This window comes from Yoonia sp. (genome assembly GCF_036007805.1).
Classification (GTDB): domain Bacteria; phylum Pseudomonadota; class Alphaproteobacteria; order Rhodobacterales; family Rhodobacteraceae; genus Yoonia.
In genome coordinates this window covers 1-25,969 of record NZ_DASYOK010000318.1, presented here as the reverse complement: position 1 = coordinate 25,969, position 25,969 = coordinate 1, and the positions used below count along the sequence as shown (strand labels likewise).

General features: G+C 57.6%; 22 protein-coding genes and 1 pseudogene. 20 read left to right on the top strand and 3 right to left on the bottom strand.

All coding sequences use genetic code 11. The annotated features are described in order from the left end of the window. Both VGP75_RS17095 and VGP75_RS17090 read right to left on the bottom strand, forming a co-directional pair. Nucleotides 1–416 (bottom strand): beta/alpha barrel domain-containing protein (locus VGP75_RS17095; protein WP_526025527.1); only part of this gene is annotated, 416 nt, incomplete at its 3' end. Continuing rightward, nucleotides 416–745 (bottom strand): DUF952 domain-containing protein, encoded by a 330-nt coding sequence (locus tag VGP75_RS17090; RefSeq protein WP_327544803.1) that lies wholly within the window; start codon nucleotides 743–745, stop codon nucleotides 416–418. The genes VGP75_RS17090 and VGP75_RS17095, both read right to left, overlap by 1 nt. A gap of 151 nt (nucleotides 746–896) precedes the next feature. Between VGP75_RS17090 and VGP75_RS17085 the strand changes: the two genes are divergently transcribed. The 14 genes from VGP75_RS17085 (at nucleotide 897) to VGP75_RS17020 (ending at nucleotide 20,252) form a co-directional block, all read left to right on the top strand. Beyond that, on the top strand, nucleotides 897–2,459 hold the full coding sequence (locus VGP75_RS17085) for a bifunctional metallophosphatase/5'-nucleotidase (protein WP_327544802.1): 1,563 nt from the start codon (nucleotides 897–899) through the stop codon (nucleotides 2,457–2,459). A gap of 150 nt (nucleotides 2,460–2,609) precedes the next feature. After that, on the top strand, nucleotides 2,610–3,635 hold the full coding sequence (locus VGP75_RS17080) for a LacI family DNA-binding transcriptional regulator (RefSeq protein ID WP_327544801.1): 1,026 nt from the start codon (nucleotides 2,610–2,612) through the stop codon (nucleotides 3,633–3,635). Nucleotides 3,636–3,731: 96 nt separating this feature from the next. Continuing rightward, complete coding sequence (locus VGP75_RS17075) at nucleotides 3,732–5,045, top strand: ABC transporter substrate-binding protein (RefSeq protein ID WP_327544800.1); 1,314 nt, start codon at nucleotides 3,732–3,734, stop codon at nucleotides 5,043–5,045. 127 nt (nucleotides 5,046–5,172) lie between these two features. Continuing rightward, nucleotides 5,173–6,036 (top strand): carbohydrate ABC transporter permease, encoded by an 864-nt coding sequence (locus VGP75_RS17070; protein WP_327544799.1) that lies wholly within the window; start codon nucleotides 5,173–5,175, stop codon nucleotides 6,034–6,036. A gap of 4 nt (nucleotides 6,037–6,040) precedes the next feature. Continuing rightward, the gene (locus VGP75_RS17065) at nucleotides 6,041–6,871 is read left to right on the top strand and encodes a carbohydrate ABC transporter permease (protein ID WP_110279310.1); all 831 of its coding nucleotides are present in this window, start codon (nucleotides 6,041–6,043) and stop codon (nucleotides 6,869–6,871) included. 12 nt (nucleotides 6,872–6,883) lie between these two features. Beyond that, complete coding sequence (locus VGP75_RS17060; protein WP_327544798.1) at nucleotides 6,884–7,888, top strand: ABC transporter ATP-binding protein; 1,005 nt, start codon at nucleotides 6,884–6,886, stop codon at nucleotides 7,886–7,888. Continuing rightward, nucleotides 7,885–8,655, top strand: coding sequence for an L-iditol 2-dehydrogenase (locus tag VGP75_RS17055; RefSeq protein ID WP_327544806.1), 771 nt, complete (start codon nucleotides 7,885–7,887; stop codon nucleotides 8,653–8,655). The genes VGP75_RS17060 and VGP75_RS17055 overlap by 4 nt, the downstream gene beginning before the upstream one ends. Beyond that, entirely contained in the window at nucleotides 8,655–10,154 is a 1,500-nt protein-coding gene (locus VGP75_RS17050) for a mannitol dehydrogenase family protein (RefSeq protein ID WP_327544797.1), read from the top strand. The genes VGP75_RS17055 and VGP75_RS17050 overlap by 1 nt, the downstream gene beginning before the upstream one ends. An 85-nt stretch (nucleotides 10,155–10,239) precedes the next feature. Beyond that, entirely contained in the window at nucleotides 10,240–11,478 is a 1,239-nt protein-coding gene (locus VGP75_RS17045) for an AGE family epimerase/isomerase (RefSeq protein WP_327544805.1), read from the top strand. A 118-nt stretch (nucleotides 11,479–11,596) separates the two neighbouring features. Continuing rightward, nucleotides 11,597–13,795: a 1,4-alpha-glucan branching protein GlgB gene (gene glgB, locus VGP75_RS17040; protein WP_327544796.1), complete on the top strand. Its 2,199-nt coding sequence runs from the start codon at nucleotides 11,597–11,599 to the stop codon at nucleotides 13,793–13,795. 28 nt (nucleotides 13,796–13,823) lie between these two features. After that, nucleotides 13,824–15,080: a glucose-1-phosphate adenylyltransferase gene (glgC, locus tag VGP75_RS17035; protein WP_327544795.1), complete on the top strand. Its 1,257-nt coding sequence runs from the start codon at nucleotides 13,824–13,826 to the stop codon at nucleotides 15,078–15,080. Beyond that, the gene (gene glgA, locus VGP75_RS17030) at nucleotides 15,077–16,507 is read left to right on the top strand and encodes a glycogen synthase GlgA (RefSeq protein WP_327544794.1); all 1,431 of its coding nucleotides are present in this window, start codon (nucleotides 15,077–15,079) and stop codon (nucleotides 16,505–16,507) included. The genes glgC and glgA overlap by 4 nt, the downstream gene beginning before the upstream one ends. After that, nucleotides 16,504–18,588: a glycogen debranching protein GlgX gene (gene glgX, locus VGP75_RS17025; RefSeq protein WP_327544793.1), complete on the top strand. Its 2,085-nt coding sequence runs from the start codon at nucleotides 16,504–16,506 to the stop codon at nucleotides 18,586–18,588. Before glgA ends, glgX begins: the two co-directional genes overlap by 4 nt. A 32-nt stretch (nucleotides 18,589–18,620) precedes the next feature. Beyond that, complete coding sequence (locus VGP75_RS17020; RefSeq protein WP_327544792.1) at nucleotides 18,621–20,252, top strand: alpha-D-glucose phosphate-specific phosphoglucomutase; 1,632 nt, start codon at nucleotides 18,621–18,623, stop codon at nucleotides 20,250–20,252. Here the strand turns inward: VGP75_RS17020 and VGP75_RS17015 are convergent. Beyond that, nucleotides 20,249–21,859: an alpha-glucosidase gene (locus VGP75_RS17015; RefSeq protein ID WP_327544791.1), complete on the bottom strand. Its 1,611-nt coding sequence runs from the start codon at nucleotides 21,857–21,859 to the stop codon at nucleotides 20,249–20,251. The two genes, VGP75_RS17020 and VGP75_RS17015, sit on opposite strands and share 4 nt — an antisense overlap. Before the next feature lie 385 nt (nucleotides 21,860–22,244). Between VGP75_RS17015 and VGP75_RS17010 the strand changes: the two genes are divergently transcribed. The 6 genes and pseudogenes from VGP75_RS17010 to VGP75_RS20660 form a co-directional block, all read left to right on the top strand. After that, on the top strand, nucleotides 22,245–23,015 hold the full coding sequence (locus VGP75_RS17010; RefSeq protein WP_526025526.1) for an urease accessory protein UreD: 771 nt from the start codon (nucleotides 22,245–22,247) through the stop codon (nucleotides 23,013–23,015). Between the two features lie 3 nt (nucleotides 23,016–23,018). Beyond that, a complete protein-coding gene (locus VGP75_RS17005) occupies nucleotides 23,019–23,321 on the top strand; it encodes an urease subunit gamma (protein WP_327544790.1) in 303 nt (100 codons plus the stop codon). 6 nt (nucleotides 23,322–23,327) lie between these two features. Then, on the top strand, nucleotides 23,328–23,633 hold the full coding sequence (locus VGP75_RS17000; protein ID WP_327544789.1) for an urease subunit beta: 306 nt from the start codon (nucleotides 23,328–23,330) through the stop codon (nucleotides 23,631–23,633). Then, nucleotides 23,633–25,342: an urease subunit alpha gene (gene ureC / locus VGP75_RS16995; RefSeq protein WP_327544788.1), complete on the top strand. Its 1,710-nt coding sequence runs from the start codon at nucleotides 23,633–23,635 to the stop codon at nucleotides 25,340–25,342. Before VGP75_RS17000 ends, ureC begins: the two co-directional genes overlap by 1 nt. Before the next feature lie 8 nt (nucleotides 25,343–25,350). After that, the gene (locus VGP75_RS16990; protein ID WP_327544787.1) at nucleotides 25,351–25,824 is read left to right on the top strand and encodes an urease accessory protein UreE; all 474 of its coding nucleotides are present in this window, start codon (nucleotides 25,351–25,353) and stop codon (nucleotides 25,822–25,824) included. After that, a pseudogene (locus VGP75_RS20660) lies at nucleotides 25,814–25,969 on the top strand (urease accessory protein UreF); the annotation flags it as partial. The gene VGP75_RS16990 and the pseudogene VGP75_RS20660, both read left to right, overlap by 11 nt.

The window sequence follows — 25,969 nt, the reverse complement described above, 5'->3', positions numbered from 1 at the left end:
AGGTTCAGGCCGATCACGGCACCATTTGGGCGCTGGGCAAGGCGGGCTGCAATCGCCTCCATCCCGTCGTTGTTAAAGCCGAAACGGTTGATCGCGGCGCGGTCTTCGGTCAGGCGAAACAGGCGCGGTTTCGGATTGCCGGGCTGGGGGCGGGGGGTGGCGGCGCCGACCTCAAGAAAGCCAAAACCGGTGCGTGAAAGCGCATGCAGCGCTGTTGCATTCTTATCAAAACCGGCGGCAAGACCGACGGGGTTCGGCAGGTCCAGTCCGGCCAAGGTGGTGCACAATCGCGGGGACGTCACCGGACCGCCGCGCGGACCAAGCCCGGCGTTCAATGCCTTGAGCGCGACACCATGTGCCGTCTCGGGGTCAAGCAGGCGCAGCGCGGGCAGGCCGATTTGTTCAAGCACCTTCATCACAACTCCGGAAACTGATGCACGCCGTCCACCACAGGCAGTGGCTTGCTCCATACCACATCATCCATGCGCAGTTTGCGGTAAAGATGTGGGAAGAGCACGTTTTCGCGCGCGGGCTCCCATTTCAGCGGGTCCAGCGTGTCGGCCTCGACCGCCAAAAGCACCAGCCCTTCAACGCCGAAAAAGTATTTGGCCGCCGTCTCGGCCACGGTCGCAGCGGTCGAGAAATGGATATAGCCATCCGCCACATCAATTGGTGCACCGACGGTTTCGCCGGCGGCTTGCAGAGTGGTCCATTCATCGGCCCGGAATATTTTATAAATCAGCATGGGCGTGTCATGACTTTTACACATGCGTTGGTCAAGCATCCACGCACAGTCAGTTGACGCAAAGGCCACTAAACGAGGCAGTTATTAAATTTGACTCTCGCAAACCGCCTCGCCACTCTAACAACATTCCAACCCTGGGGGACTTAAACCTATGATGTTACGTATCATGACAACGACCTGTGCCATGGCCATGATGGCAAGCACAGCTATGGCCGAATACACGTTGCACGTCATTCACACCAATGACCTGCATAGCCGGATCGAGCCGATCAACCGTTTCGATTCGACCTGTAATGCCGAAGATAACGCGGCTGGCGAATGCTTTGGCGGTATCGCGCGGGTGATCACGAAAATCAACGAATTGCGTGAAGAGCTGGCAGGCGAAAACGTCATTCTTCTCGACGCAGGTGACCAGTATCAGGGCAGCCTGATGTACACGACCTACAAAGGTGATGTGGAAGCCGAGTTTATGGAGCTGATCGGCTATGATGTGATGGCCGTTGGCAACCACGAATTCGATGACGGTGATGCGGGGCTGCGCAAGCTGACTGACGCTGTGTCATTCCCTGTCATTTCGGGCAACATTGATGTTTCAAGCTCGAACATTCTGGCAGGACAGGTGGACAACCATGTTGTTCTCGAAGTCGGCGGTGAACGGATTGGCATCATCTCGGCACTGGCTGTTGATACGGCTGAAACCTCCAGCCCGTCGGACGCCGTGATTTTCACACCTGAGACTGAGAGCCTTGCAGCCGACGTAGCGGCTTTGGAAGCGGACGGTGTGACCAAGATTATCGCGCTCAACCACGTTGGTGTGACGAAAGATATGGCGATTGCCGAAAGCGTCGCCGGCATTGATGCGGTTGTGGGTGGTCACTCGCACACGCTGTTTTCTAACTCCGAAGAAGGCGCGATGGCCTATCCGACGATGGTCGGCAATGTGCCTGTGGTACAGGCCTATGCCTATTCCAAATATATCGGCCATCTGACATTGGTATTCGACGATGCCGGCAATCTGACTTCTGCGACGGGTGATACATATCTGCTGGATGCCAGCGTGGCCGAGGATGAGGCCGCAGTTGCGCGTGTCGCCGAACTGGCCGGTCCGATCGAGGTCATGAAGACACGCATTGTCGCCGAGGCTGCTGATGTGATCACCGGTGACCGCGAAGTCTGCCGTGCAATGGAATGCCCGATGGGGAACCTCGTGGCAGATGCGATGCTTGATCGTGTCAAGGATCAGGGTATCCAAATTGCAATCCAGAACGGTGGCGGCCTGCGCGCAACCATCGACGCCGGCGAAGTGACCATGGGTGAAGTGCTCTCTGTGCTTCCTTTCCAGAACACGCTGTCGACCTTCCAGGTGACTGGCGCAGATATCGTCGCGGCGCTTGAAAACGGTGTTGGCCAGATCGAAGAGGGCGCAGGCCGCTTCCCACAGGTCGCAGGCATGTCCTTTGCAGTGGACGCCGCAGCAGCGCCCGGTGCCCGCGTTTCCGACGTGATGGTCGGTGGAGAACCGATTGATCTGGCAGCAACCTATGGCGTGGTTTCAAACAACTACGTGCGCAATGGCGGCGATGGTTACAGCATGTTCGAGGATGCGATGAATGCCTATGACTATGGCCCCGATCTGGCTGATGTCACGGCAGAGTACCTTGCCGCGAACGCACCCTACCAGCCATATACGGACGGTCGCATTACAATGCGCTAAGCGGTTTTGGTTAAACATCGGATGCGCTGCGGGAAACCGTGGCGCATTTTTCGTTTCGGCGTGTAAAAGAACAATTAAACTTCATTCTTGACGCGCGCAAAGAAATTGTTTCCGATGGAAAAGTGCGGTCGGTACAAAGGATGGGTCGCCATGGCCGAGAAAAAGATCAGGAACATGGAAGAGTTTTCAGCCGTCAGCGGTATCTCGCGGCCGACGGTGTCAAAGTTCTTCAACAATCCCGACAGCGTGCGCCAATCGACCCGTGCCAAGATCGAAGCGGCGGTCGAGAAATACGACTACCGCCCAAATATTTTCGCGATGAACCAGAACCGCAAGCTGACCAAGAATGTCGGGATTGTGGTCCCATTGCTGACAGACCCGTATTTCGCCGAAATCGCGCGCAACCTGGAACAGCGCTGTCTTGATGCGGGCTATCGGCCCACGCTGTTCAGCGCGCATGGCGATCCTGCTCTCGAAGTCGAGGTTCTTGATAACCTGCGTTCAATGAAGCCGGCAGGTGTTCTGTTGGCTCCGTTGGGCCGAGCATCAGATCGCGTTGCCTTGGAAAAATTCTGTCAGGATGTACCGACCTTGATCTTTGACAGTAGCGTTGACGAACTGGGTCTGGCCTTTGTGGGATCGGATAACTTCCAATTTACCTCGCATATCACGGACTATCTCTGCCGCACCGGTGAGCCCCCATGCTTTTTCGAAATGAAGACACCCGCAAACCCCAACGCGCACAGGCGCAGGCAAGCCTATCTGAGCGCCATGGAAACCTTTGGCTATACGCCACAGGTGATTTCAGTTGAAGGCGAAGGCTGGGGCTTTGAAGAGATTGGGCGCCTGGGAGGGCATCAGGCTTTGGCGAACCGGAGCTTTGGCACCAATACGGTGCTGTGCAGTAATGACCGTTTGGCGATCGGTCTTCTGACGGCCTGCTATGAGCGCAATGTACGTGTGGGGCGCGGACCTGACTGTACGATTCGTGTGGCCGGGCAGGACGGGCATCCGCATTCACGCTATACCTGCCCGCCGCTCACGACGATTTCACATGACTATGATGCGGTTTCCAAACGCGCGGCCGAGGCGCTTTTCGAAGCGATTGACGGCGATGTATCACCTTGGAAAAGCACGAGAATAGAAGGCAAGCTGGTTCTGCGCGACTCAGCATGACATGGCAAATACTTTACGCGCGTAAATAATTTATTGACGTCGCGTTACTCTTTCCCTTAGCGTGGGTTCATCACATCCAATAGGGAGGAACACCGGATGTCTTTGAAGAGCACTCTTTGTGCTGCCACTGCGCTTACGCTGGTCACAGCTGGCGGCGCTTTCGCAGATGCACACTCCGCAACGATCACCATCGCGACCGTGAACAACGGCGATATGATCCGTATGCAGGGCTACACCGATCAATTCACCGCAGAAACAGGCATCGCCGTCGAGTGGGTGACACTGGAAGAAAACGTTCTGCGCCAGCGCGTCACAACGGACATCACGACCAACGGTGGCCAGTTCGACATCATGACAATCGGCATGTACGAAACACCGATCTGGGGTGCAAACGGCTGGCTGGTTGCACTGGATGATCTGTCTGCTGAATACGATGCAGCCGATATCCTGCCCGCAATGGCCGGTGGTCTGTCCTATGACGGGACACTTTTTGCAGCACCATTCTACGGCGAAAGCTCAATGGTTATGTATCGCACAGACCTGATGGAAGCCGCTGGTCTGGAAATGCCGACAGCACCGACATGGACATTCATCCGCGAAGCTGCGGCTGCGATGACTGACCGTGACGCGGAAATCAACGGTATCTGCCTGCGCGGCAAAGCCGGTTGGGGTGAGGGCGGTGCTTTCATCACAGCCATGTCCAACTCTTTCGGCGCACGCTGGTTCGACATGGACTGGAACGCACAGTTCGACACAGAAGCTTGGGCGAACACGCTGAACTTCTTCAAGGGCATGATGGACGAAAGCGGCCCTGCCGGTTATGCGACCAACGGCTTTAACGAGAACCTGTCGCTGTTCAACCAGGGCAAGTGCGGCATGTGGATTGACGCGACTGTTGCGGCATCCTTCGTGACAGGCGCTGACTCGACTGTTGCTGACAGCGTTGGTTTCGCACTGGCACCTGACAACGGTCTGGGCAAGCGTTCCAACTGGCTCTGGGCATGGGCGCTGGCAATTCCTGCGGGCACACAGCAAGAAGCCGAAGCCAAGCAGTTCATCGAGTGGGCCACTTCCAAGGACTACATCGAGCTGGTTGCAGCCAACGAAGGCTGGGCAAATGTACCGCCAGGTGCGCGTACGTCGCTATACGAAAATCCCAACTATCTGGCAGTGCCTTTCGCACAGATGACGCTCGACTCGATCCTGACTGCTGATCCGAACAACTCGACCGTTGAACCAAGTCCATATGTTGGCGTCCAGTTCGCAGCGATCCCCGAGTTTGCAGGCATCGCGTCCGAAGTAAGCCAGGAATTCTCTGCCGCTTACGCAGGTCAGCAGACCGTCGAAGAGGCGCTTGCCAAAGCGCAGGCGATCACCAACGAAGCCATGGAAGCTGCTGGCTATCGCTAGCACTCCTCCCAGACCAAGGGGCGGCACCCGTAGCTGCCCCTTGGTTCAAAAACCTTCTTTACCTACACTTTCAGCTGACAACAGCGCGTGAGCGATCCGCAGCTGCAACCAGAGGAGATGCATCCAAATGGCGACCAAAGCTTCAAGGTCCGCTGCCAGACTTATGATGGCACCCGCCGTGATCCTGCTCTTGGGCTGGATGCTGGTTCCTCTCACCATGACGTTGTGGTTTTCTTTCCGTGTCTATCTGCCGCTGCGTGGCGGCGACCAGGGCTGGGCCGGATTTGACAACTACATCCGCTTTGTGACCTCGAGCGCCTTCTGGCCCTCGGTCCAGACCACCCTGATTATCGTCATCGGCGTGTTGGCCATTACAGTGATCTTCGGCATCCTGATTGCGCTCTTGCTTGATCAGCCGATCTGGGGGCAGGGTGTTGTCCGCATCCTTGTGATCGCACCATTCTTCGTCATGCCGACCGTGTCCGCGCTGGTGTGGAAGAACATGTTTATGGATCCTGTAAACGGCCTGTTCGCGCACCTGTGGCGCTTTTTCGGGGCCGAGCCTGTCAGTTGGCTGTCAGAAGCGTCCTTGCCTTCGATCATCATGATCGTCAGCTGGCAGTGGCTGCCGTTTGCCACACTCATCCTGCTGACTGCTGTCCAGTCGCTTGACAGTGAGCAACTTGAAGCCGCCGAAATGGATGGCGCGCCATGGCACAAGCGTTTCTGGTTCCTTGTGCTGCCGCATCTGAGCCGCGCGATTACGATTGTGATCCTGATCCAGACCATCTTCCTGCTTGCGATCTTTGCCGAGATTTTCGTGACCACAGGGGGCGCTTTTGGCACACGGACGCTGTCGTACCTCATCTTCCAGCGTGTGTTGGAAAGCCAGAACATTGGCCTTGGTTCCGCCGGTGGTGTCTACGCCATCATCCTTGCAAACATCGTCGCGATCTTCCTGATGCGGATCGTCGGAAAGAACCTGGATTAATATCATGGCACGCTCTGTTACCCCCCGCCGGAAGCTTCTCAACACCACCGCCGCCTGGGCGATTGGCCTGCTCATCTTCTTTCCGATCCTCTGGACGATCCTGACCAGTTTCAAGACCGAAGCACAGGCGATTGCGGCGCCACCGATCTTTCTCGGTTTTGATTGGACGCTGGAAAACTACCGTGTTGTGTTGGAGCGGTCGGACTACGCCCGCTTCTTGTGGAACTCGATCATCATCGCTGGTCTGTCGACGCTGATTGGTGTTGCAATTGCGGTTCCCGCCGCATGGTCAATGGCCTTTGTGCCCTCCAAGCGGACCAAAGACATCCTGCTCTGGATGCTCTCGACCAAGATGTTGCCTGCGGTAGGTGTGCTTTATCCAATCTATCTGCTGTTCATCCAGCTGGGACTTCTGGATAGCCGCGCCGGTCTGGTGGTTGTCCTGATGCTGATCAACCTGCCGATCATCGTCTGGATGCTCTATACCTACTTCAAAGAAATTCCCGGCGAAATCCTCGAGGCGGCCCGAATGGACGGTGCGACCTTGCCACAGGAACTGCTCTATGTGCTGACGCCAATGGCAATCCCGGGCATTGCATCGACTATGTTGCTCAACTTCATTCTGGCATGGAACGAGGCCTTCTGGACCCTGAACCTGACTGCCGTCAACGCCGCACCGCTGACCGCCTTTATCGCCAGCTATTCCAGCCCCGAGGGTCTGTTCTTTGCCAAGCTCAGTGCGGCTTCGACCATGGCGATCGCGCCGATCCTCATCCTTGGCTGGTTCAGCCAGAAACAACTTGTACGCGGCCTGACGTTCGGCGCGGTGAAATAAGGAACCTGACACATGGGACAGATCCAACTTAAACAGGTCACGAAAAGCTTCGGCGACGTGCAGGTCATTCCACCGCTTGATCTGACCATCCACGATGGCGAGTTCACGGTCTTTGTCGGCCCGTCAGGCTGCGGTAAATCCACGCTTTTGCGTCTGATTGCAGGGCTTGAGGATATTTCGTCCGGCCATATCGAAATCGACGGCAAAGACGCCACCGATCTGGTACCTGCCAAGCGCGGCCTTGCGATGGTGTTCCAGTCCTATGCGCTTTACCCGCATATGTCGGTCCGCAAGAACATCGCCTTTCCGCTGCGGATGGCCAAGATGGACCCCGCCGAAATTGACCGTCGTGTAAATGCCGCAGCCGAGGTGTTGAACCTCGCTGCCTATATCGACCGGCGTCCGGGGCAGTTGTCCGGTGGTCAGCGTCAGCGCGTGGCGATTGGCCGTGCGATTGTGCGCGAACCTTCGGCTTTCCTGTTCGATGAACCTTTGTCCAACCTTGATGCGGCGCTGCGTGTGGGCATGCGGATGGAAATTTCCGAGCTGCATAAAAAGCTCAAGACGACCATGGTTTACGTGACCCACGATCAGGTTGAAGCCATGACAATGGCCGATAAAATCGTGGTCTTGCAGGCCGGTGTGATCGAACAGGTTGGCTCTCCGCTCGACCTCTACCGCCGCCCGCGCAACACCTTTGTGGCCGGCTTTATCGGCTCACCCAAGATGAACCTGATCGGCGGCGAAGAGGCTGCCAAACACGACGCGGCCACAATCGGAATTCGCCCCGAGCATATCGACGTGGTTGAAAGCGGCGGCATGTGGCAGGGCACGGTTGGCGTGGCCGAACACCTCGGATCTGATACGTTCTTCCATATCCACAACACCGGATTGACAGAAACGATCACCGTGCGTGCAATTGGTGACATCAACCTGACACATGGTGACACGATCCATCTGAATCCGCGGATGCACGAGCTCCACCGATTTGATGCCCAAGGCCTGCGGATCGACTGATGCAATTGGCTGGTAAAACTGCGCTGATTACAGGGGCTGCCCGCGGCATCGGGCTTTCTTTTGCGAAGGCCTATTCGGCTGAAGGCGCGCGCGTTGCGATTGCCGATATTGATCTGGCGCGGGCGCAGGTGGCGGCGTCCGGGATCAAAGGTGCTGTGGCTGTGAGGATGGATGTTTCCGATCAAGCCAGCATTGAAGCGGCGGTAAGTGAGGCAGCCCATGCGCTGGGCCAGATCGACATTCTGATCAACAACGCCGCGATCTTCACGGCGGCCCCGATTTCAGAGATCACGCGCGCCGACTATCAGCGTGTCTTTGACATCAACGTCGCGGGCACCCTGTTCACGATGCAGGCCGTCGCCGCACATATGATCGAGCGGGGCATCAAGGGCCGCATCATCAATATGGCCTCGCAGGCAGGCCGGCGGGGAGAGGCCCTTGTTGCGGTCTACTGCGCATCCAAGGCGGCAGTCATCAGCCTGACGCAATCGGCAGGGCTGAACCTGATCGCCCACGGGATCAACGTCAACGCCATCGCACCCGGCGTGGTGGACGGCGAACACTGGGACGGGGTGGATGCGTTTTTTGCCAAATACGAAGGCAAGGCCCCCGGGCAGAAGAAAAAAGAAGTGGGCGAGGCAGTACCTTTTGGCCGGATGGGCACTGCCGAGGACCTGACCGGCATGGCCGTCTTTCTGGCCAGTGATGCGGCCAACTATATCGTCGCACAAACCTATAATGTCGACGGCGGAAATTGGATGAGCTGATGAATCTCCGGCAAAACACTGATCTGATCAAACTGAGCAATGCAACGCTTGCAGCGTTGCCTGATGATATTGCGCGCCCAACCTATGACCGCTCTGCGCTCACGGTGGGGATTGTCCATATCGGTCTGGGGAATTTTCACCGTGGCCATCAGGCATGGTACCTGCATTCCCTGATGCAAAAAGGCTTGGCCCATGATTGGGCGATTGTCGGTGCCGGTGTGCGCGCAGGCGACGCCGCGCAGCGTGAAAGATTGGCCGCGCAGGATTACCTGACCACACTGATTGCCTTGGATCCGGCACGCAGCACCGCCGAGGTTATCGGCTCCATGATCGACTTTGTGCCAGTAGAGGAAAGCAACGCTGCGTTGATCGCGCAAATGGCCGATCCGGCGATCCGCATTGTGGCACTCACCGTGACCGAAGGCGGCTACTACATCGACCCCGCCACGAAGGGATTTAATGTCGAGCATCCCGATATCCTGCATGATGCAAAGTCGCCAGACGCGCCGATCACCGCCTTTGGTGCGATGGTCGCGGCCCTCAAACAACGCCGTGCCGCAGGCGTTGGGCCTTTCACCTGCATGTGCTGTGACAACCTGCAAGGCAATGGCGCGATCCTGCGCCAGACGGTTGTCTCCTTGGCGCGCCTTTCGGATCCAGACCTCGCGAACTGGATCAATGACAACGCCAGTTTCCCCAACTCAATGGTTGATTGCATCGTACCGGCGACGGGCCCGAATGAGCTGGCACTTGTGCGCAGTCTCGGGATTGATGACGCCTGCCCTGTGACCCACGAGACTTTTCGCCAATGGGTGATTGAGGATGATTTTTGCGCTGGCCGGCCCGATTGGGACCTTGTTGGTGCGACCTTTACCGATGATGTGCATGACTTTGAGGCGATGAAAATCCGCGTGCTGAACGGCGGCCATCAGATCATTGCGAACGCGGGCGAGTTGCTTTCGATCGAGACGATCTCGGGCTGTATGGCCAATGACGATATTCGCGCGCTCTTTGAAAAGGTTGCCACGTCAGAGATCCTGCCGCATCTCAAAGCGGTGCCCGGCATGGAACCCAATGCCTATGTTGATCTGATCTCGCGCCGGTTCTCCAACACACGGATCGTCGACACGACGCGGCGTGTGGCCTTTGACGGCTCATCGCGGCACCCCGGTTTCTTGATCCCGTCCATTCAGGACGGGCTGGCGGCAGGAACGCCCGTTGCAGGGCTCGCTTTGGTTGAGGCGATCTGGGCGCGCATGTGTGCAGGCCTGCGCGAAGATGGCAGCGAGATTGCACCCAATGATCCCGATTGGACTACGTTGCAGTCAATGGCGCAAAATGCGCGCGAAAATCCGGCGCTGTGGCTCAAGCAGACAAAGTATTACGGAACGCTGGCCAATCAGGCACGTTTTGCCGATGCCTTTGCGGCCTGGCTCGACATGCTCTGGACAAAAGGCACGACGGCAACGATCCGCGCCTATCTCACGGTTGCGGGCTAGATTTTCCTCTCTTGCATCACGATGATGGAACCTCGGATATTTGTCTTGCAGAGCAAGACAGCTAAAGCAGGGTGCCGCAATGTCGATGACTGACGTACAAGGTGAGAATCTCGGACCCTCTGACGCACAGGGTTTCTGGATAGACGATGCGCGTCATCGCGCTTGGCTTGGTGCCCAAAGTGAAAGCCAGTTGAGATTTTTCGCTGCCAGTGCAGGGGACGAGCCGGGCTTTTCACTGCTGGATCACGGCGGTGAAGCGCTGGGTTCGGATGTGCAGGAACTGCATGCGACCACGCGCATGATCCATGCCTACAGCCTTGGACACGCGCGCGGGTATCAAGGGGCAGACAGGATCATTGATCGGGGCATGTCCTATCTTGCAAGTCACCACAAAGACCCTGTGCATGGCGGCTATTTTTGGGCGCTGTCAGACAAGGGCGTGCATGATGAACGCAAGTTGGCTTATGGCCATGTCTTTGTCTTGCTGGCCGCGAGCAGCGCAAAGATCGTGGGCCATCCTGACGCCGATGCGCTTTTGACGGATATCGCCGAGGTGCTGGACCAAAGGTTCTGGGAAGAAGACGCAGGGCTGTTCAGCGACGAATGGAACCGCGACTGGACCCCGTTTTCCACCTATCGCGGGATGAATGCCAATATGCATGGGGTTGAGGCTTTGATGGCGGCCTATGAGGCGACGGGTGAGGCTCTGTTTCTTGACCGTGCCGGACGTATCCTCGATTTTTTCGTCCTTCAAATGGCGCCGCAGAATGCGTGGCGTTTGCCTGAGCATTATACGAACGATTGGCAGGTCGATCGTGTCTACGCGGGCAATCATATGTTTCGCCCCGCAGGCACAACGCCCGGCCATGCGTTTGAATTGGGGCGTTTGGCGCTCCAGCACTGGGATTTGTCCGGGCGGCCTGCGAACGGCGCACCCCAAGCGGCGCGTAATCTGATTGAACGTGCCCTTGCTGACGCATGGCTGCCGGAGGGTGGCTTGGCTTATACGCTTGATTTTGAAGGAAAGGTTGCCGATGGATCGCGGTTCTGGTGGCCTGTCACCGAGGCAATTGGTGCAATGGCGGCCCTGATTGTCATGGACCGAAACCCAGTTGACGAGATCTGGTACAGGCGCTTGTGGGCTTTCGCGGATGCGCATTTCATCGATCACGCGCGCGGCGGCTGGTATCCTGCCATCGACGACCATGGCCAGCCCACAAGTTCAATCTTTACCGGCAAGCCGGATATCTACCATTCATTGCAGGCCTGTTTATTGCCTTTGGCGGGTCGTCTGTCACGTCTGGCGCTTGCACCCGGGACGTAAGTAAGGTCATGTTGCGTTAGCGCTAACCTTCTGCTTAACGTTGCTGTGCGGCACAGCTTGGATTGGCGTCGCTAAGTTGCAGTGACTTGCAGGTAAAGAAAATCGTCGGAGTGACACCATGGCAAATTCTGATCGCGTCGATAGACCGGATTTTCTGACCCAGGATGTATTGGTGGCACTGAACGGCGGTGGTCATGGCGCGCCCTATGAGGTCTTGGGTCCGCATAAAAGCGGCCGGAAGCGCTGGGTTGTCACGTTCCAACCCGCTGCGGTTGAGGTTTTTGCCACTGTTGCGGGGAAAGACACCCCTTTGCCGCGTATTGCGGGCGATGTGTTTGCGGCACCTGTGGCGGGCAAAACCTATACGCTGACCATGCGTTATCCAGATGGCAGCACCTTTACCACACGCGATCCCTATGCCTTTGATCCGGTGCTGAGCGATGTCGATGAATACCTGATCGGTGAGGGCACCCATAAAGAGCTTTGGCGCGCTTTGGGCGCGCATGTGATGAAACATCAAGGTGTCGCAGGCACCCATTTTGCCGTCTGGGCACCCAACGCCCAACGCGTCAGCGTCATTGGTGATTTCAATACATGGGACGGACGCCGCCACCCGCTGCGCCCTGTTGGTGAAACGGGCGTGTGGGAGGTTTTTATTCCGCAGGTTGGCGATGGTGCGCTTTATAAATATCAGGTTACCGGTGCTGATGGACAGACGCGCGACAAGGCCGACCCGATGGGTTTCGGCTCGCAACATCCGCCCGAACAGGCGTCGGTCGTGCGTGATCTGGCGGGCTATGGCTGGAAAGATGCCCAATGGATGAAGTCGCGTGCTGCACGTGCCGACCGTGCCAGCCCGATGACGATCTATGAGGTGCATCTGGGCTCTTGGCGCAGGCGCTATGACGATGGCGGCCGGCCGCTCAGCTATAAAGAGCACGCCCGCGATCTGATCGCCTATGCGAAATACATGGGCTTTACCCATATCGAATTGCTGCCTGTCTCCGAGTTTCCTTTTGACGGATCATGGGGCTATCAGCCTGTTGGGCTTTATGCGCCCACGATCCGATTTGGCCCGCCCAATGAATTCCGTGATCTGGTGGATACGGCCCATGCCGAAGGCATTGGCGTCCTGCTTGATTGGGTACCGGGGCATTTCCCGACAGATGCGCATGGGCTCGCGACATTTGATGGCACAGCGCTCTATGAACATGCCGATCCGCGCGAAGGGTTCCATCAGGACTGGAACACGCTGATCCCGAATTACGGGCGACGCGAGGTGAAGAATTACCTGATGGCCAACGCACTTTATTGGCTGGAGGAATACCATCTTGATGGTCTGCGGGTCGATGCCGTGGCGTCCATGCTTTACCGCGATTATTCCCGCGCCGAGGGCGAATGGGTGCCGAACAAGGACGGCGGGCGCGAGAACTACGAGGCGATCGCCTTTTTGCAGGATATGAACGTTGCAGCCTATGGGGCTGACGCCAGCATCATGACCGTGGCCGAGGAAAGCACATCCTTTCCAGGCGTGTCGCAGCCGGTGCATGCGGGCGGGCTTGGGTTCGGGTATAAGTGGAATATGGGGTGGATGAACGACACCCTGCGTTACATGGAAAAAGACCCGATTTATCGCCAATACGATCACCACCTGATGACCTTCCCGATTGACTGGGCGTTTACCGAGAATTTCATTCTGCCGATCAGCCATGATGAGGTGGTCCATGGCAAAGGGTCAATGATCGCGAAAATGCCTGGCAATACTTGGGAAAAATTTGCCAACCTGCGCGCCTATTATGCTTTCATGTGGACCCAGCCGGGCAAAAAGCTGTTGTTCATGGGGTGTGAATTTGCGCAGCCCGAAGAATGGAACCACGACGCCGAATTGAATTGGGGTGCCGCCGAACAGCCCGCCAACAAAGGTGTGCAGCAATTGGTGCGTGATCTGAACCGGCTTTATCGTGAAACGCCAAGCCTGCACGTCAAAGACTGCGAGGCGGCAGGGTTCCAGTGGATCAGCAATGATCCGAGCCAATCGACAATTGCTTTTGAGCGCCGTGGCAACGCAGGTGATGCACCGGTCGTGGTGGTTTGCAACTTTACGCCCGTGACCCGTGAGGGCTTTCAGGTCGGCGTGCAAGAGGCCGGTTTCTGGGAGGAAGTGCTGAATACTGATGCGGCGATCTATGGCGGTGACAACCGTGGTAATCTGGGAGGATGCACGACGGAAAGTAGCCCCGCTGACGGGCAGGCGCAGTCGATCCGGCTGACGCTGCCGCCCTTGTCGGTGGTCGTTTTGCGCAAGAAAGCTACGTAAAAATAGGGATAGAAGAGGGGGAGACGACATGCCAACAAAGCGTATCACACAAAGATCTATGGTTTTCGTGCTGGCAGGGGGACGGGGAAGCCGCCTGAAGGAACTGACCGACCGCCGCGTCAAACCTGCGGTGCCTTTCGGGGGGAAAGCGCGGATTATTGACTTTGCCCTGTCGAATGCCGTCAATTCCGGCATCCGCAAAATGGCGATTGCCACGCAGTACAAGGCGCACAGCCTGATCCGCCACACCCAGCGCGGCTGGAACTTTTTCCGTGCTGAACGCAACGAGTTTCTTGATGTGCTGCCCGCCTCCCAGCGCGGCGGCAATGAAAGCTGGTACAAAGGCACTGCCGATGCGGTGACCCAGAACATCGACATCGTGGACAGCTATAACGTGGATTACGTGATCATTCTTGCCGGCGATCATATCTACAAGATGGATTATGAAATCATGCTGCGCCAGCACGTTGAAACCGGTGCAGATGTCACTGTGGGCTGCCTGACCGTGCCGCGCCAAGAGGCGACTGCATTTGGCGTGATGGCGACCGATAATGACGGGCGGATCACTAGTTTTCTGGAGAAACCGGCCGATCCGCCGAGCATGCCCGACAATCCCGATATGGCGCTGGCTTCGATGGGGATTTATGTCTTTGATTGGAAATTCCTGCGTGATCTGCTGATCAAAGACGCCGAAGACCCCAATTCCTCCAATGATTTCGGCAACGACCTGATCCCCGATATCGTTAAGAACGGCAAAGCCATGGCGCACCGTTTCGATGAAAGCTGTGTGCGTGCCGAGGGCGCGCCTGCTTACTGGAAGGACGTTGGTACCGTTGATGCTTTCTGGCAGGCCCATATCGACTTGACCAACTTCACGCCCGAGCTGGATCTGTGGGACAAGAACTGGCCGATCTGGACCTATAACGAGAGCGTACCGCCTGCAAAATTCATCCACGACGAACGCGACCGGCGCGGGATGGCGATTTCGTCGATGGTATCGGGCGGCTGCATTATTTCAGGAACCGAGGTGCGCAATTCGGTGCTTTTCACCAATGTGCACACCAATTCCTACGCCGTGCTGGATCATGCGGTGATCCTGCCTGATGTGGTCGTCCATCGCTCGGCCAGACTGCGTCAGGTCGTTGTCGACGGTGGCGTTGTGATCCCCGAGGGTCTTGTGGTGGGTGAGGCCCCGCATGAGGACGCCAAGTGGTTCCGTGTCACCGACCGCGGTATCACCCTGATTACCCAGGATATGCTGAACAAAAGGGCTGCTGCTTTATGACCAAAGCCCTCTTTGTCGTCTCGGAATGTGCGCCGCTGGTGAAAACCGGCGGGCTGGCGGATGTGGCGGGTGCTTTGCCCGGCGCATTGGCGCAGCACGGTGTGGCTGTGCGCGTTCTGCTGCCCGGATACCGTGTGGTGATGGGGCAGATTGGCAAGGCAAAAGTGGTGGCGACCTACAAAGATCTGTTTGGCGGCGCGGCCAAGCTGCGGGCCTGCACAATCGCGGGTGTCGATCTGCTGATCCTTGACGCCCCGCATCTTTATGATCGTGACGGTGCGATTTATGGCGATGCCACGGGCCGTGACTGGCCGGATAACCCCGAACGCTTTGCAGCGCTTTGCAAAGTGGGCGCAATGATCGCGGCCGAAGGGGTGGACGGCTGGATGCCTGACATCGTGCATGGTCATGACTGGCAGGCGGGCCTTACGCCTGAATATATGCGGGCCTTGGGCGTTGATGTGCCCTTTGTTTTTACGATCCACAACATCGCCTTCCACGGGAATGCGGATGCGGGAAAGTTGAAAACCCTTGGCCTTGATCCTGCGCGCTTCATGACCGAAGGCTTTGAATTCTGGGGGCAGATATCGGCCCTCAAGGCGGGGTTGGTCGGGGCAGCCAAGATCAATACGGTCTCGCAAACCTATGCAGAAGAGTTGCTGACGCCCGAATTCGGCATCGGCATGGACGGCGTTTTACGCATGCGACAGGCGGACCTTTCGGGGATCGTTAACGGGATTGATCTGGATGCGTGGAATCCGCAGACCGATCCGAACATCACACCGTACAAAACGGCAAGCGGGAAAGACGCTAACAAGAAAGCACTCCGTAAAACCTTCGGGCTTGGCAAATCGGATGGTCCGCTCTGTGTTCTCGTTTCCCGCCTGACCGCGCAGAAGGGGATTGATCTGTTGTTGGAGGCGCTGCCTGCGCTGTTGGATCGCGGCGGTCAGTTGGCGCTTTTGGGTTCGGGTGATCCCAAACTTGAGGTGGCTTTGCTGGAAGCCGCAGCAAACCACCCGCATGTTGCTGTCAAAATCGGCTATGACGAAGCGCTGTCCCACAAAATGATGGCAGGCGGCGACGCAATCCTTGTGCCTTCACGGTTCGAACCCTGCGGCCTGACCCAGCTTTACGGGTTGCGCTATGGCACCGTGCCACTGGTGGCACTGACAGGTGGTCTGGCCGATACGGTGATCAACGCCTCTCCCGCCGCCCTTGCGCGGGGTGTTGCAACTGGCGTCCAGTTCTTTCCGATCAATGCACAGGCGCTGGCCAATGCGTTCAGCCGCCTATGCGACCTTTATGCGAAGGGTAAAACGTGGAAAGCGATGCAGCGTAACGCTATGAAACAACCTGTCGGCTGGGAGACCTCGGCCTTGGCGTATAAAGCTATCTATACCGACCTGACAGAGGCAACACCTTGAACCTTGGACCTTTCGCAATCCGGCCCGGTCGTCCGACACCTCTTGGGGCAACGGTGGACCCTGACGGCGTAAACTTTGCAATTTTTTCGCGCCATGCCACCAAGGTGATGCTGTGTTTGTTTGATGAGAATGGCGTTGAGAACCAGATCATCACGCTGCCCGAACGGGAAGGCCATGTCTGGCACGGCTATTTCCCCGGCATGAAGGCAGGCCAGCAATATGGTGTCCGGATGGACGGGCCATATGCGCCCGAAGAGGGGCACCGGTTTAATCCGTACAAACTTTTGATTGATCCCTACGCCAAGCAACTGACGGGCCATCCGACGTGGAATAATGCGCTCTTCGGTTATCAAACGGGGCATAAAGCCAAAGACCTCAGTTTCGACAAGACCGACAGCGCGCCTTACATGCCGCGCTGTGTGGTTGTTGATCCAACATTCAACTGGCACAACGCGAACGAGCCCCGCCATGCAATGGAAAGCACAGTCATCTACGAGGCCCATGTCAAAGGCCTGACAGCCGGTCGTCCCGATATTCCCAATCGCGGAACCTATCTGGCGATGGCCTCGGACACGATCCTTGAGCATCTCAATAATCTTGGTGTTACGGCCGTGGAACTCTTACCGGTGCAGGCATTTATCAACGATAAATTCCTGCTGGATCGCGGGCTGACGAATTACTGGGGCTATATGACCTATGGGTTCTTCGCCCCCGATCCCCGTTATATGCAAGGCACGGATATTGCCGAGTTTCAGCAGATGGTGCGTCGCTTTCATTCCGCCGATATCGAAGTGATTTTGGATGTAGTTTACAACCACACAGCCGAAGGCTCCGAGCTTGGGCCGACACTGATGTTCCGTGGTCTGGATAACGCCAGCTACTACCGTTTGGCCGATAATCCGCGTTATTACATCGACGATGCGGGCTGCGGGAATACGCTTGATTTCGAAAACCCCTTTGTGATCCGCCTTGTGATGGACAGCCTGCGCTATTGGGTTGAGGTCATGCATGTGGATGGCTTCCGCTTTGATCTTTGCACAGCACTTGGGCGCACAGCGCGGGGGTTCGAACGCGACGGGCCGTTCTTCCGTGCGATTGGCCAAGACCCTGTGCTGAACAAGGTCAAGCTGATCGCGGAGCCTTGGGATATCGGGCCGGGGGGGTATCAATTGGGGGCATACCCTGCACCATTTGCCGAATGGAACGACAAATACCGCGACAATGTGCGTGAATTCTGGCGTGGCGATGCGGGCAAGGTCCCTGACATGGCGGAACGGCTCACAGGCTCGGCCCCCTATTTTGATCACGACGGGCGGGCGGCGACATCGTCTCTGAATTTCCTGACGGCGCATGACGGCTTCACCCTGCACGACACCGTCAGCTACAGCCGCAAGCACAATCTGGCCAATGGCGAGGATGACCGCGACGGGCATTCCAACAACCATTCCGACAATATGGGTGTTGAGGGACCAACGAAGGACGCAAAGATCAATGCCGCACGTATGCGCCGCAAGCGCAATATGATGGCGACGCTGATGCTCTCCCAAGGTACGCCAATGGTTCTGGCGGGTGATGAGCTCAGCAATTCGCAAGGTGGCAACAACAATGCCTATTGTCAGGATAACGAGATCGGTTGGGTTAACTGGCCGGAAAAAGAAGATCCTTTCTTTGATTTCTGCCAGCAGGCGATTGCCTTTCGCAAGATGCATCCGCTGTTGCGCCAGTCCCGCTTTCTGCATTCGCGCCAGCGCCTGACTGATGGCGAGCCTGATCTGTTCTGGCGGCGTGTCGATGGAGCACCGATGAGCCAAGAGGATTGGGACAACGCAGGTCTTGATACTTTGGTGGTCGAGATGCGCATGGCGTCGGGATCGCCCGAATATGTCAAACGCGAGGGGGCGTTGCTTGTCGTGCTGAACCGCGGCGAGGCGGTCGAGATCACGGCACCGGAACTGCCTGAAGGTGACGCCTGGGTGCGCCGCTTTGATACCAGCCAGGATGATGCCATCGCGGTGACTCCCGGCCTGCGTGTCGCGGCGGACAGTGTTGTGGTATTTTCACAAGAGAGCGCAGAGAGGTAATCTGCGACAAAGACGAAAAGGGAGGACGAGATATGCCGATGCAAAATGTACGGACCACTCCGATCGAAGGGCAAAAGCCCGGAACAAGTGGGCTGCGCAAAAAGACAGCCGTGTTCCGCCGTCCGCACTTTCTGGAAAACTATGTGCAGGCGATCTTTGACGGGATCGGTGGTGTTGTGGACAAGACGCTGGTCGTGGGCGGGGATGGGCGGTTCTTCAATGACAGTGCGGTTCAGATTATCTTGCGCATGGCCTCTGCGAATGGTGCCGCGAAATGTATCGTGGGGCAGGGCGGTATTCTGTCCACGCCTGCCGCGTCGCATATGATCCGTCTGCGCAAAGCCGATGGTGGTTTGATCCTTTCGGCCAGCCATAACCCCGGTGGCGCGGATGCGGATTTCGGGTTGAAATACAATGGTCCGAACGGTGGACCCGCCTCCGAAGCGGTCACTGACAAGATCTACGAATGTACCAAGACGCTCGACCTTTACCGTATTGTTGCGGCCTCGGATATCGACCTTGGCGCGCTGGGCGAACAAACAGTTGAAGGGATGAAGGTCGAGATTGTTGATCCGGTTGCCGACTATGCCGCGCTGATGCAAACAATCGTTGATTTCGACAAAATCCGTGCGCTCTTTGCCGGTGGTTTCACCATGTGCTTTGACGCCATGCATGCGGTGACAGGCCCTTACGCCCATGCGATCCTTGAGGGAATGCTGGGTGCGCCGAAAGGCACGGTCATCAACGGCGTCCCAAGCCCCGATTTCGGCAAGGGCCATCCTGATCCCAATCCGATCTGGGCGAAAACCCTGATGGACAAGATGTATGGTCCGGGCGCACCTGATTTCGGCGCGGCCTCGGACGGGGACGGGGACCGCAATATGATTGTGGGGCGGGGGGCCTATGTCACACCGTCCGACAGTCTGGCGCTCTTGACAGCCAAGGCGCATCTGGCCCCGGCCTACCGGGGTGGTCTTGCTGGTGTGGCACGCTCGATGCCGACTTCGCGTGCGGTGGACCGTGTGGCGGCAAGCCTCGGGATTGATTGCTTCGAAACGCCCACAGGGTGGAAGTTCTTTGGCAACCTGCTGGATGCGGGCAAGGTCACGCTTTGTGGTGAGGAAAGCGCCGGTACAGGCTCGGACCACGTGCGCGAGAAAGACGGGCTTTGGGCGGTGCTGCTGTGGCTGAACATTCTGGCAGAGACCGGGCAATCCGTGTCTGACCTTATGGCGGATCTGTGGAAGGCGCATGGGCGTTGCTATTACGCGCGCCACGATTATGAGGATGTCGAAAGCGCGCCCGCCCATCAGATGATGGATGGTCTGCGCGGTAAGCTGGCCACTCTGGCAGGCAGCGAGATCGGTGGACTGACCGTCTCGGAAGCGGATGAATTCGCCTATCTTGACCCCGTTGATGGCTCACAATCCACAGGTCAGGGCATCCGGATCAATTTTGAAGGCGGCGCGCGTGCTGTATTCCGCCTGTCAGGGACGGGTACGCAGGGTGCGACGATCCGGCTTTATCTGGAACAGCTCGTGACCGATCCGGACCGCCTGATGGACGATCCGGAACAGGTGCTGGCAGCGGTGCGCGATGCGGCCTTGGCCTTGTCTGATTTGCAGGCGCTCACCGGACGCAAAGCGCCCGATGTGATCACCTAAAGCGGCACTTTCGGCCCGTGCTTGAGGAATGCAAAACCGTTGCCTTCCAGCATCAGCTTATCCACGTTGATGCTGGCCGCTTGACCCAACGCAATCTCTGCGGGGGCTTTCATCGCAAGCGCATGGGTGTCCTTGGAGAGGTTGAAAACACAGGTCAGCGTCTCGTCCTCAGCTTGGCGGGTGAAGGCCAAAAGCGGTTCGGGAAGGTTGATGAACGTGGTCTTGCCGCGTGACAATGCGGGGCTGTTTTTGCGGTAGGCAATCATGTCCTTGTAGTAGGACAGGATGCTGTCCGGCCCTTGCTGTTGATCCACCGCTTTTGCGGCTTGAGGGGCCTTGACGGGCAACCACGGCTTACCGGTCGAAAATCCCGCGTTCGGCGCATCCTTTTCCCAGACCATCGGTGTGCGGCAGCCGTCGCGGCCTTTCACCGAGGGCCAGAAGCGTAATGCGGGCGGATCGGTCAGTTCGTGGTATTCCATTTCGGTTTCGGTCTGGCCCAGCTCTTCGCCCTGATAGATGCCGATTGTCCCTTCAAATGACATCAGCATCGCACAGGCGAACCGCGCCATGCTGTCTTCTGACACAGCATAATCGGCCCAGCGGGTGACCTGCCGTGGCACATCATGGTTGCTGAATGACCAGTAAGGGTGGCCGTCGGGTGCGCCACGCTGGAAGCCTTCGATGCAATTGCGGAAATGCTCGGCGTTGAAATCGGGACCCAGCATCGCAAAGCTATAGGCCATATGCAGGCGGCCATTGCCTGCGGTATATTCGCCCATAATCTCGATGGACCGATGGCCCATTTCGCCCACTTCGCCGACCATCATGATGTCGTCGTATTGGTCGGTCAGCTTGCGCAGCTTTTCCAGAAAGCCGATGTTTTCGGGCCGTGTCTTGTTGTAAAGGTTGCGCTGCATTCCATAAAGGTCGGTCGCCATGACTTGTGGGCGTGTTTGCGCAGGCGGGTTTGAACGTAACTCTTTGTCGTGGAAATAATAGTTTACCGTATCAAGACGGAACCCGTCCAAGCCGCGATCAAGCCAGAACTTGCAGGTCTCCAAGATTGCGTCGACGACATCAGGGTTATGGAAGTTCAGATCAGGCTGCGAGGTCAGAAAGTTGTGCTGGTAATACTGCCCGCGCTGCGGATCGAATTCCCATGCGGGACCGCCAAAATGGCTGTGCCAGTTTGTTGGCGGCGAACCATCAGGCAGCGGATCGGCCCAGACGTACCAGTCTGATTTGTCGTTATCGCGGCTCAGGCGCGATTGCTTGAACCATTCGTGCTTGTCCGAGGTATGCGATAGCACCTGATCGACGATCACTTTCAGGCCGCGTGCATGGGCCTCTGTGATCAAGGTATCAAAGGCGGCCAGATCCCCGAACAGCGGATCCACCGCCAGATAATCGGACACATCATAGCCCATGTCGGCCTGTGGCGATTTGAAAATCGGCGAAAGCCAGATGCAATCGACCCCAAGCTCCGCGATATGATCAAGGCGGCTGGTAATGCCGCGCAGGTCCCCAACGCCGTCACCGGTGCTGTCCTGATACGACCGCGGATAGACCTGATAAATCACGGCACTTCGCCACCATTCGCGCATGATGCGGCTCCTTGTTTTAGCGCTAACATTCCTGAATTGCGTAGTGCGAAACGCGCAAGAGGTAAACCGTCTCGGCTGCAAGGCCGCGGAATTTATGACCAAGGGTGACAAATTGCCTGCCGTGCCGTGTTTTGCCTGAGCGCGTTGTTCGCGCAACTGTGGGTTCGCCGCCAGTCCAATGGGCAGTTTCCGGGTTTACTGCACAATTTATAGGCATTTGAGAAAAGCGGTGTCGCATGCAGTGTGAAGGCCTGCCTTCGCCGCACAGTTTATGCGCAAACTCTAAGCGAAATAAGAATCCTCGGAGCCTCAGATTAACCGTCCCATCCATATCACGCCGCAAGACGCGCAAGCAGTGCAACCGCGTGCGCTAGGCAGTGCGTCCTTGACTGTGGCAGGGGATCTGAAGGGGCGAACGGGGCTCGTTGATCTGCGCCATGCGGGATCGTCGAAACTGGTGTTTCCGCGCAATTTCAACAAAGGATTGGAAGCAATCCTTGTGAATACCGCAGGCGGGATCACGGGGGGCGACCAATATACGCTTGCTGCCAAAGTCAGGGCCGGTGGGGCGCTCACTTTGACGACACAAGCGGCAGAACGTGCCTATCGCGCGCAGGTGACAGAAGTCGCTAGTGTTGACACCACCCTGACCGTTGAAGAGGACGCTTCTCTTAACTGGCTCCCGCAGGAATTGATTCTCTTCGATCACTGTGCCCTGCGCCGTCAGTTACAGATCAATCTGCAAGGCAACGCGAACCTGCTGATGGTTGAACCCATCGTGCTGGGGCGCGCTGCGATGAAAGAAACACTGCGCCAGATCTATTTCCAGGATCGTATCCGCATCAATCGTGACGGTGCGCCGATCTACATTGACGGCATCGACCTTTCTGGCGACGCGGCAGCCCATGTTGCGCGCCGTGCGATTGCGGATGGCGCGCGTGCAATGGCGAGCCTTGTCTTGGTCCGCCCGGATGCCGCTGCGCAACTGGACGTCCTGCGTGCCATGCTGCCGCCCACTGCAGGTGCCAGTCTGCTGGCCGACGGTGTGTTGGTCATACGTCAACTGGCTGAGGACAGCTTTGTGTTGCGCCGTGATCTGATGCCCATCCTCAGCCATCTGACGAACAATTCCCTGCCCATTTCATGGAGGCTTTGAGCCATGCAACTGACCCCCCGCGAAAAAGATAAATTGCTGATCTCTATGGCCGCCGAGGTGGCGCGCAAGCGGCTGGCGCGCGGTGTGAAGCTGAACCACCCCGAGGCAATTGCCCTGATCACCGATGCGGTGGTTGAGGGCGCGCGCGACGGGCGTTCTGTCGCCGATATGATGGAGGCGGGCGGGCGCGTCATTACCAAAGACCAGTGCATGGAAGGGATCGCCGAGATGATCCACGAAGTGCAGGTCGAGGCCACATTTCCCGATGGCACCAAGCTTGTCACAGTTCACAACCCAATCAGGTAGGCGCATATGATCCCCGGAGAACTCTTTCCCGCCGAAGGCAATCTTGTCCTGAACGCAGGCGCTGATGCCATCACACTCATGGTTGCCAATACCGGCGACAGGCCGGTGCAGGTCGGCAGCCACTACCATTTCGCCGAAAGTAATCCCGCACTTGATTTTGATCGCGCCGCGGCACGCGGTATGCGGCTTGATATCGCCTCAGGCACTGCCGTGCGTTTTGAACCGGGCCAACGCCGCGAAGTGCAGCTGATCCCGATCAGTGGCGCGCGGCGCATCTTTGGCTTTAACCAACAGATCATGGGAGACCTGTAATGCCCGTCGAGATTTCCCGCGCGCAATATGCCGCGATGTATGGCCCGACCACGGGTGACAGGCTCCGCCTTGCCGATACCGATCTGGTGATCGAGGTCGAGCGCGACCTGACCACATATGGCGAAGAGGTGAAATTCGGCGGTGGTAAGGTGATCCGCGACGGTATGGGGCAATCCCAGGTCACCCGGGCGGGCGGGGCCGTGGATACGGTGATCACCAATGCGCTGATCGTTGATCATTCCGGCATCTATAAGGCCGATGTCGCGCTCAAAGACGGGTTGATCCACGCGATCGGCAAAGCGGGCAACCCCGACACCCAGCCCGGTGTGGATATTATCGTGGGCCCCGGCACCGAAGTGATCGCAGGCGAAGGCCGTATCCTGACCGCAGGCGGCATGGACAGCCATATCCACTTTATCTGCCCCCAGCAGATGGAGGATTCGCTGCATTCCGGTGTGACGACCTGCTTTGGTGGGGGCACGGGGCCTGCCCATGGCACATTGGCCACCACCTGCACGCCCGGTCCGTGGCATATCGGGCGGATGTTGCAGTCTTTCGATGGCATCCAGATGAACATCGGCCTGTCGGGCAAAGGCAACGCAAGCCAGCCCGCGGCATTGGTCGAGATGGTTAACGGCGGGGCCTGTGCGCTGAAACTGCATGAGGATTGGGGCACGACACCCGGCGCGATTGATTGCTGCCTGTCGGTCGCGGATGACATGGACGTGCAGGTGATGATCCACACCGATACATTGAATGAATCGGGCTTTGTCGAACACACCGTTGCGGCAATGAAAGGCCGCACGATCCATGCCTTCCACACCGAAGGGGCAGGTGGCGGGCACGCGCCCGATATCATCAAAATTTGCGGTGATGCCAACGTGCTGCCGTCTTCGACTAACCCGACACGGCCTTTCACCGTCAACACGCTGGAAGAGCATCTGGATATGCTGATGGTCTGTCACCACCTTGATAAATCCATCCCCGAGGATATTGCATTTGCCGAAAGCCGTATCCGCCGCGAAACGATCGCCGCTGAGGATATCTTGCATGATATGGGCGCGTTTTCGATCATTGCCTCCGACAGTCAGGCCATGGGCCGTGTGGGCGAGGTGATCATCCGCACGTGGCAAACCGCTGATAAGATGAAAAAGCAGCGTGGACGTCTGGCCGAGGAAACGGGCGAGAACGATAACTTCCGCGTGCGCCGCTATATTGCGAAATACACGATCAACCCCGCGATTGCCCAAGGTGTCTCCCATGTGCTGGGCGATATCAGCGTCGGCAAGCGGGCCGATCTGGTGCTGTGGTCACCTGCGTTTTTCGGGGTGAAGCCCGAAATGGTGCTGATGGGCGGCATGATTGTCGTGGCGCAAATGGGTGATCCCAACGCCTCGATCCCGACACCGCAACCGGTCTACACACGGGCGATGTTCGGGTCCTATGGCAGCGCCCAACGCCATAGCTCTGTTAGCTTTATTTCAGGCGCGGCCGAAGCCGCTGGTCTGCGTGATAGCTTGGGTCTGGCCAAGCAAACTGTCGCGATCAAGAACGTGCGCAAGATAGGCAAAGCGGATATGATCCTGAACGCGGCACTGCCCACGATCGACGTCCACCCCGAAACCTATGAGGTGCGCGCCGATGGCGTTCTGCTGACCTGCGAACCTGCCGACGTGCTGCCGATGGCGCAGCGCTATTTCATGTTTTGAGGGCTGATATGCAACAGTTACCCATCGCACAAACCATTCACCGCGCAGGCCAATGGTCTGGCTCTGCCGCGCAATGCGAACTCGATTATGCCGCGCGGTTCCTGCGCCGCAAAAGGCTGATGACCACCACTGGCGAGCCTTTCCTGATTGATTTGGCGCAGACGATGTCGCTTGATCATGGCGATGCGCTGGAACTGGACGACGGGCGGTTGGTTGAGATTTGCGCGGCCCAAGAAGCGCTTTACCGTGTGACCGCCGCCGACCTTGTGCGCGTGGCATGGCATGTGGGCAACCGTCATACGCCTTGCCAGATTGCGGATGATCACCTGTTGATACAGGCCGATCCTGTGATCGGACATATGCTGGAGCATGTCGGTGCCACGGTCACACCTGTGACGGCAGCATTTACCCCCGAAGGTGGCGCATATGGTCACGGACGCACCCATTCCCACGAACATGTCGCCACCGCCCATGACCACTAACCGCGATATTCTGACCCTGGCGCAATGGCTGTCGCCCGCCTTTCCTGTTGGGGCTTTTGCCTATTCGCACGGGCTTGAGGCTGCGGTGCGGGTGGGGTGGATCAAGTCGGGTGATGATCTGGCGGAATGGTTGCGCGACGTGATC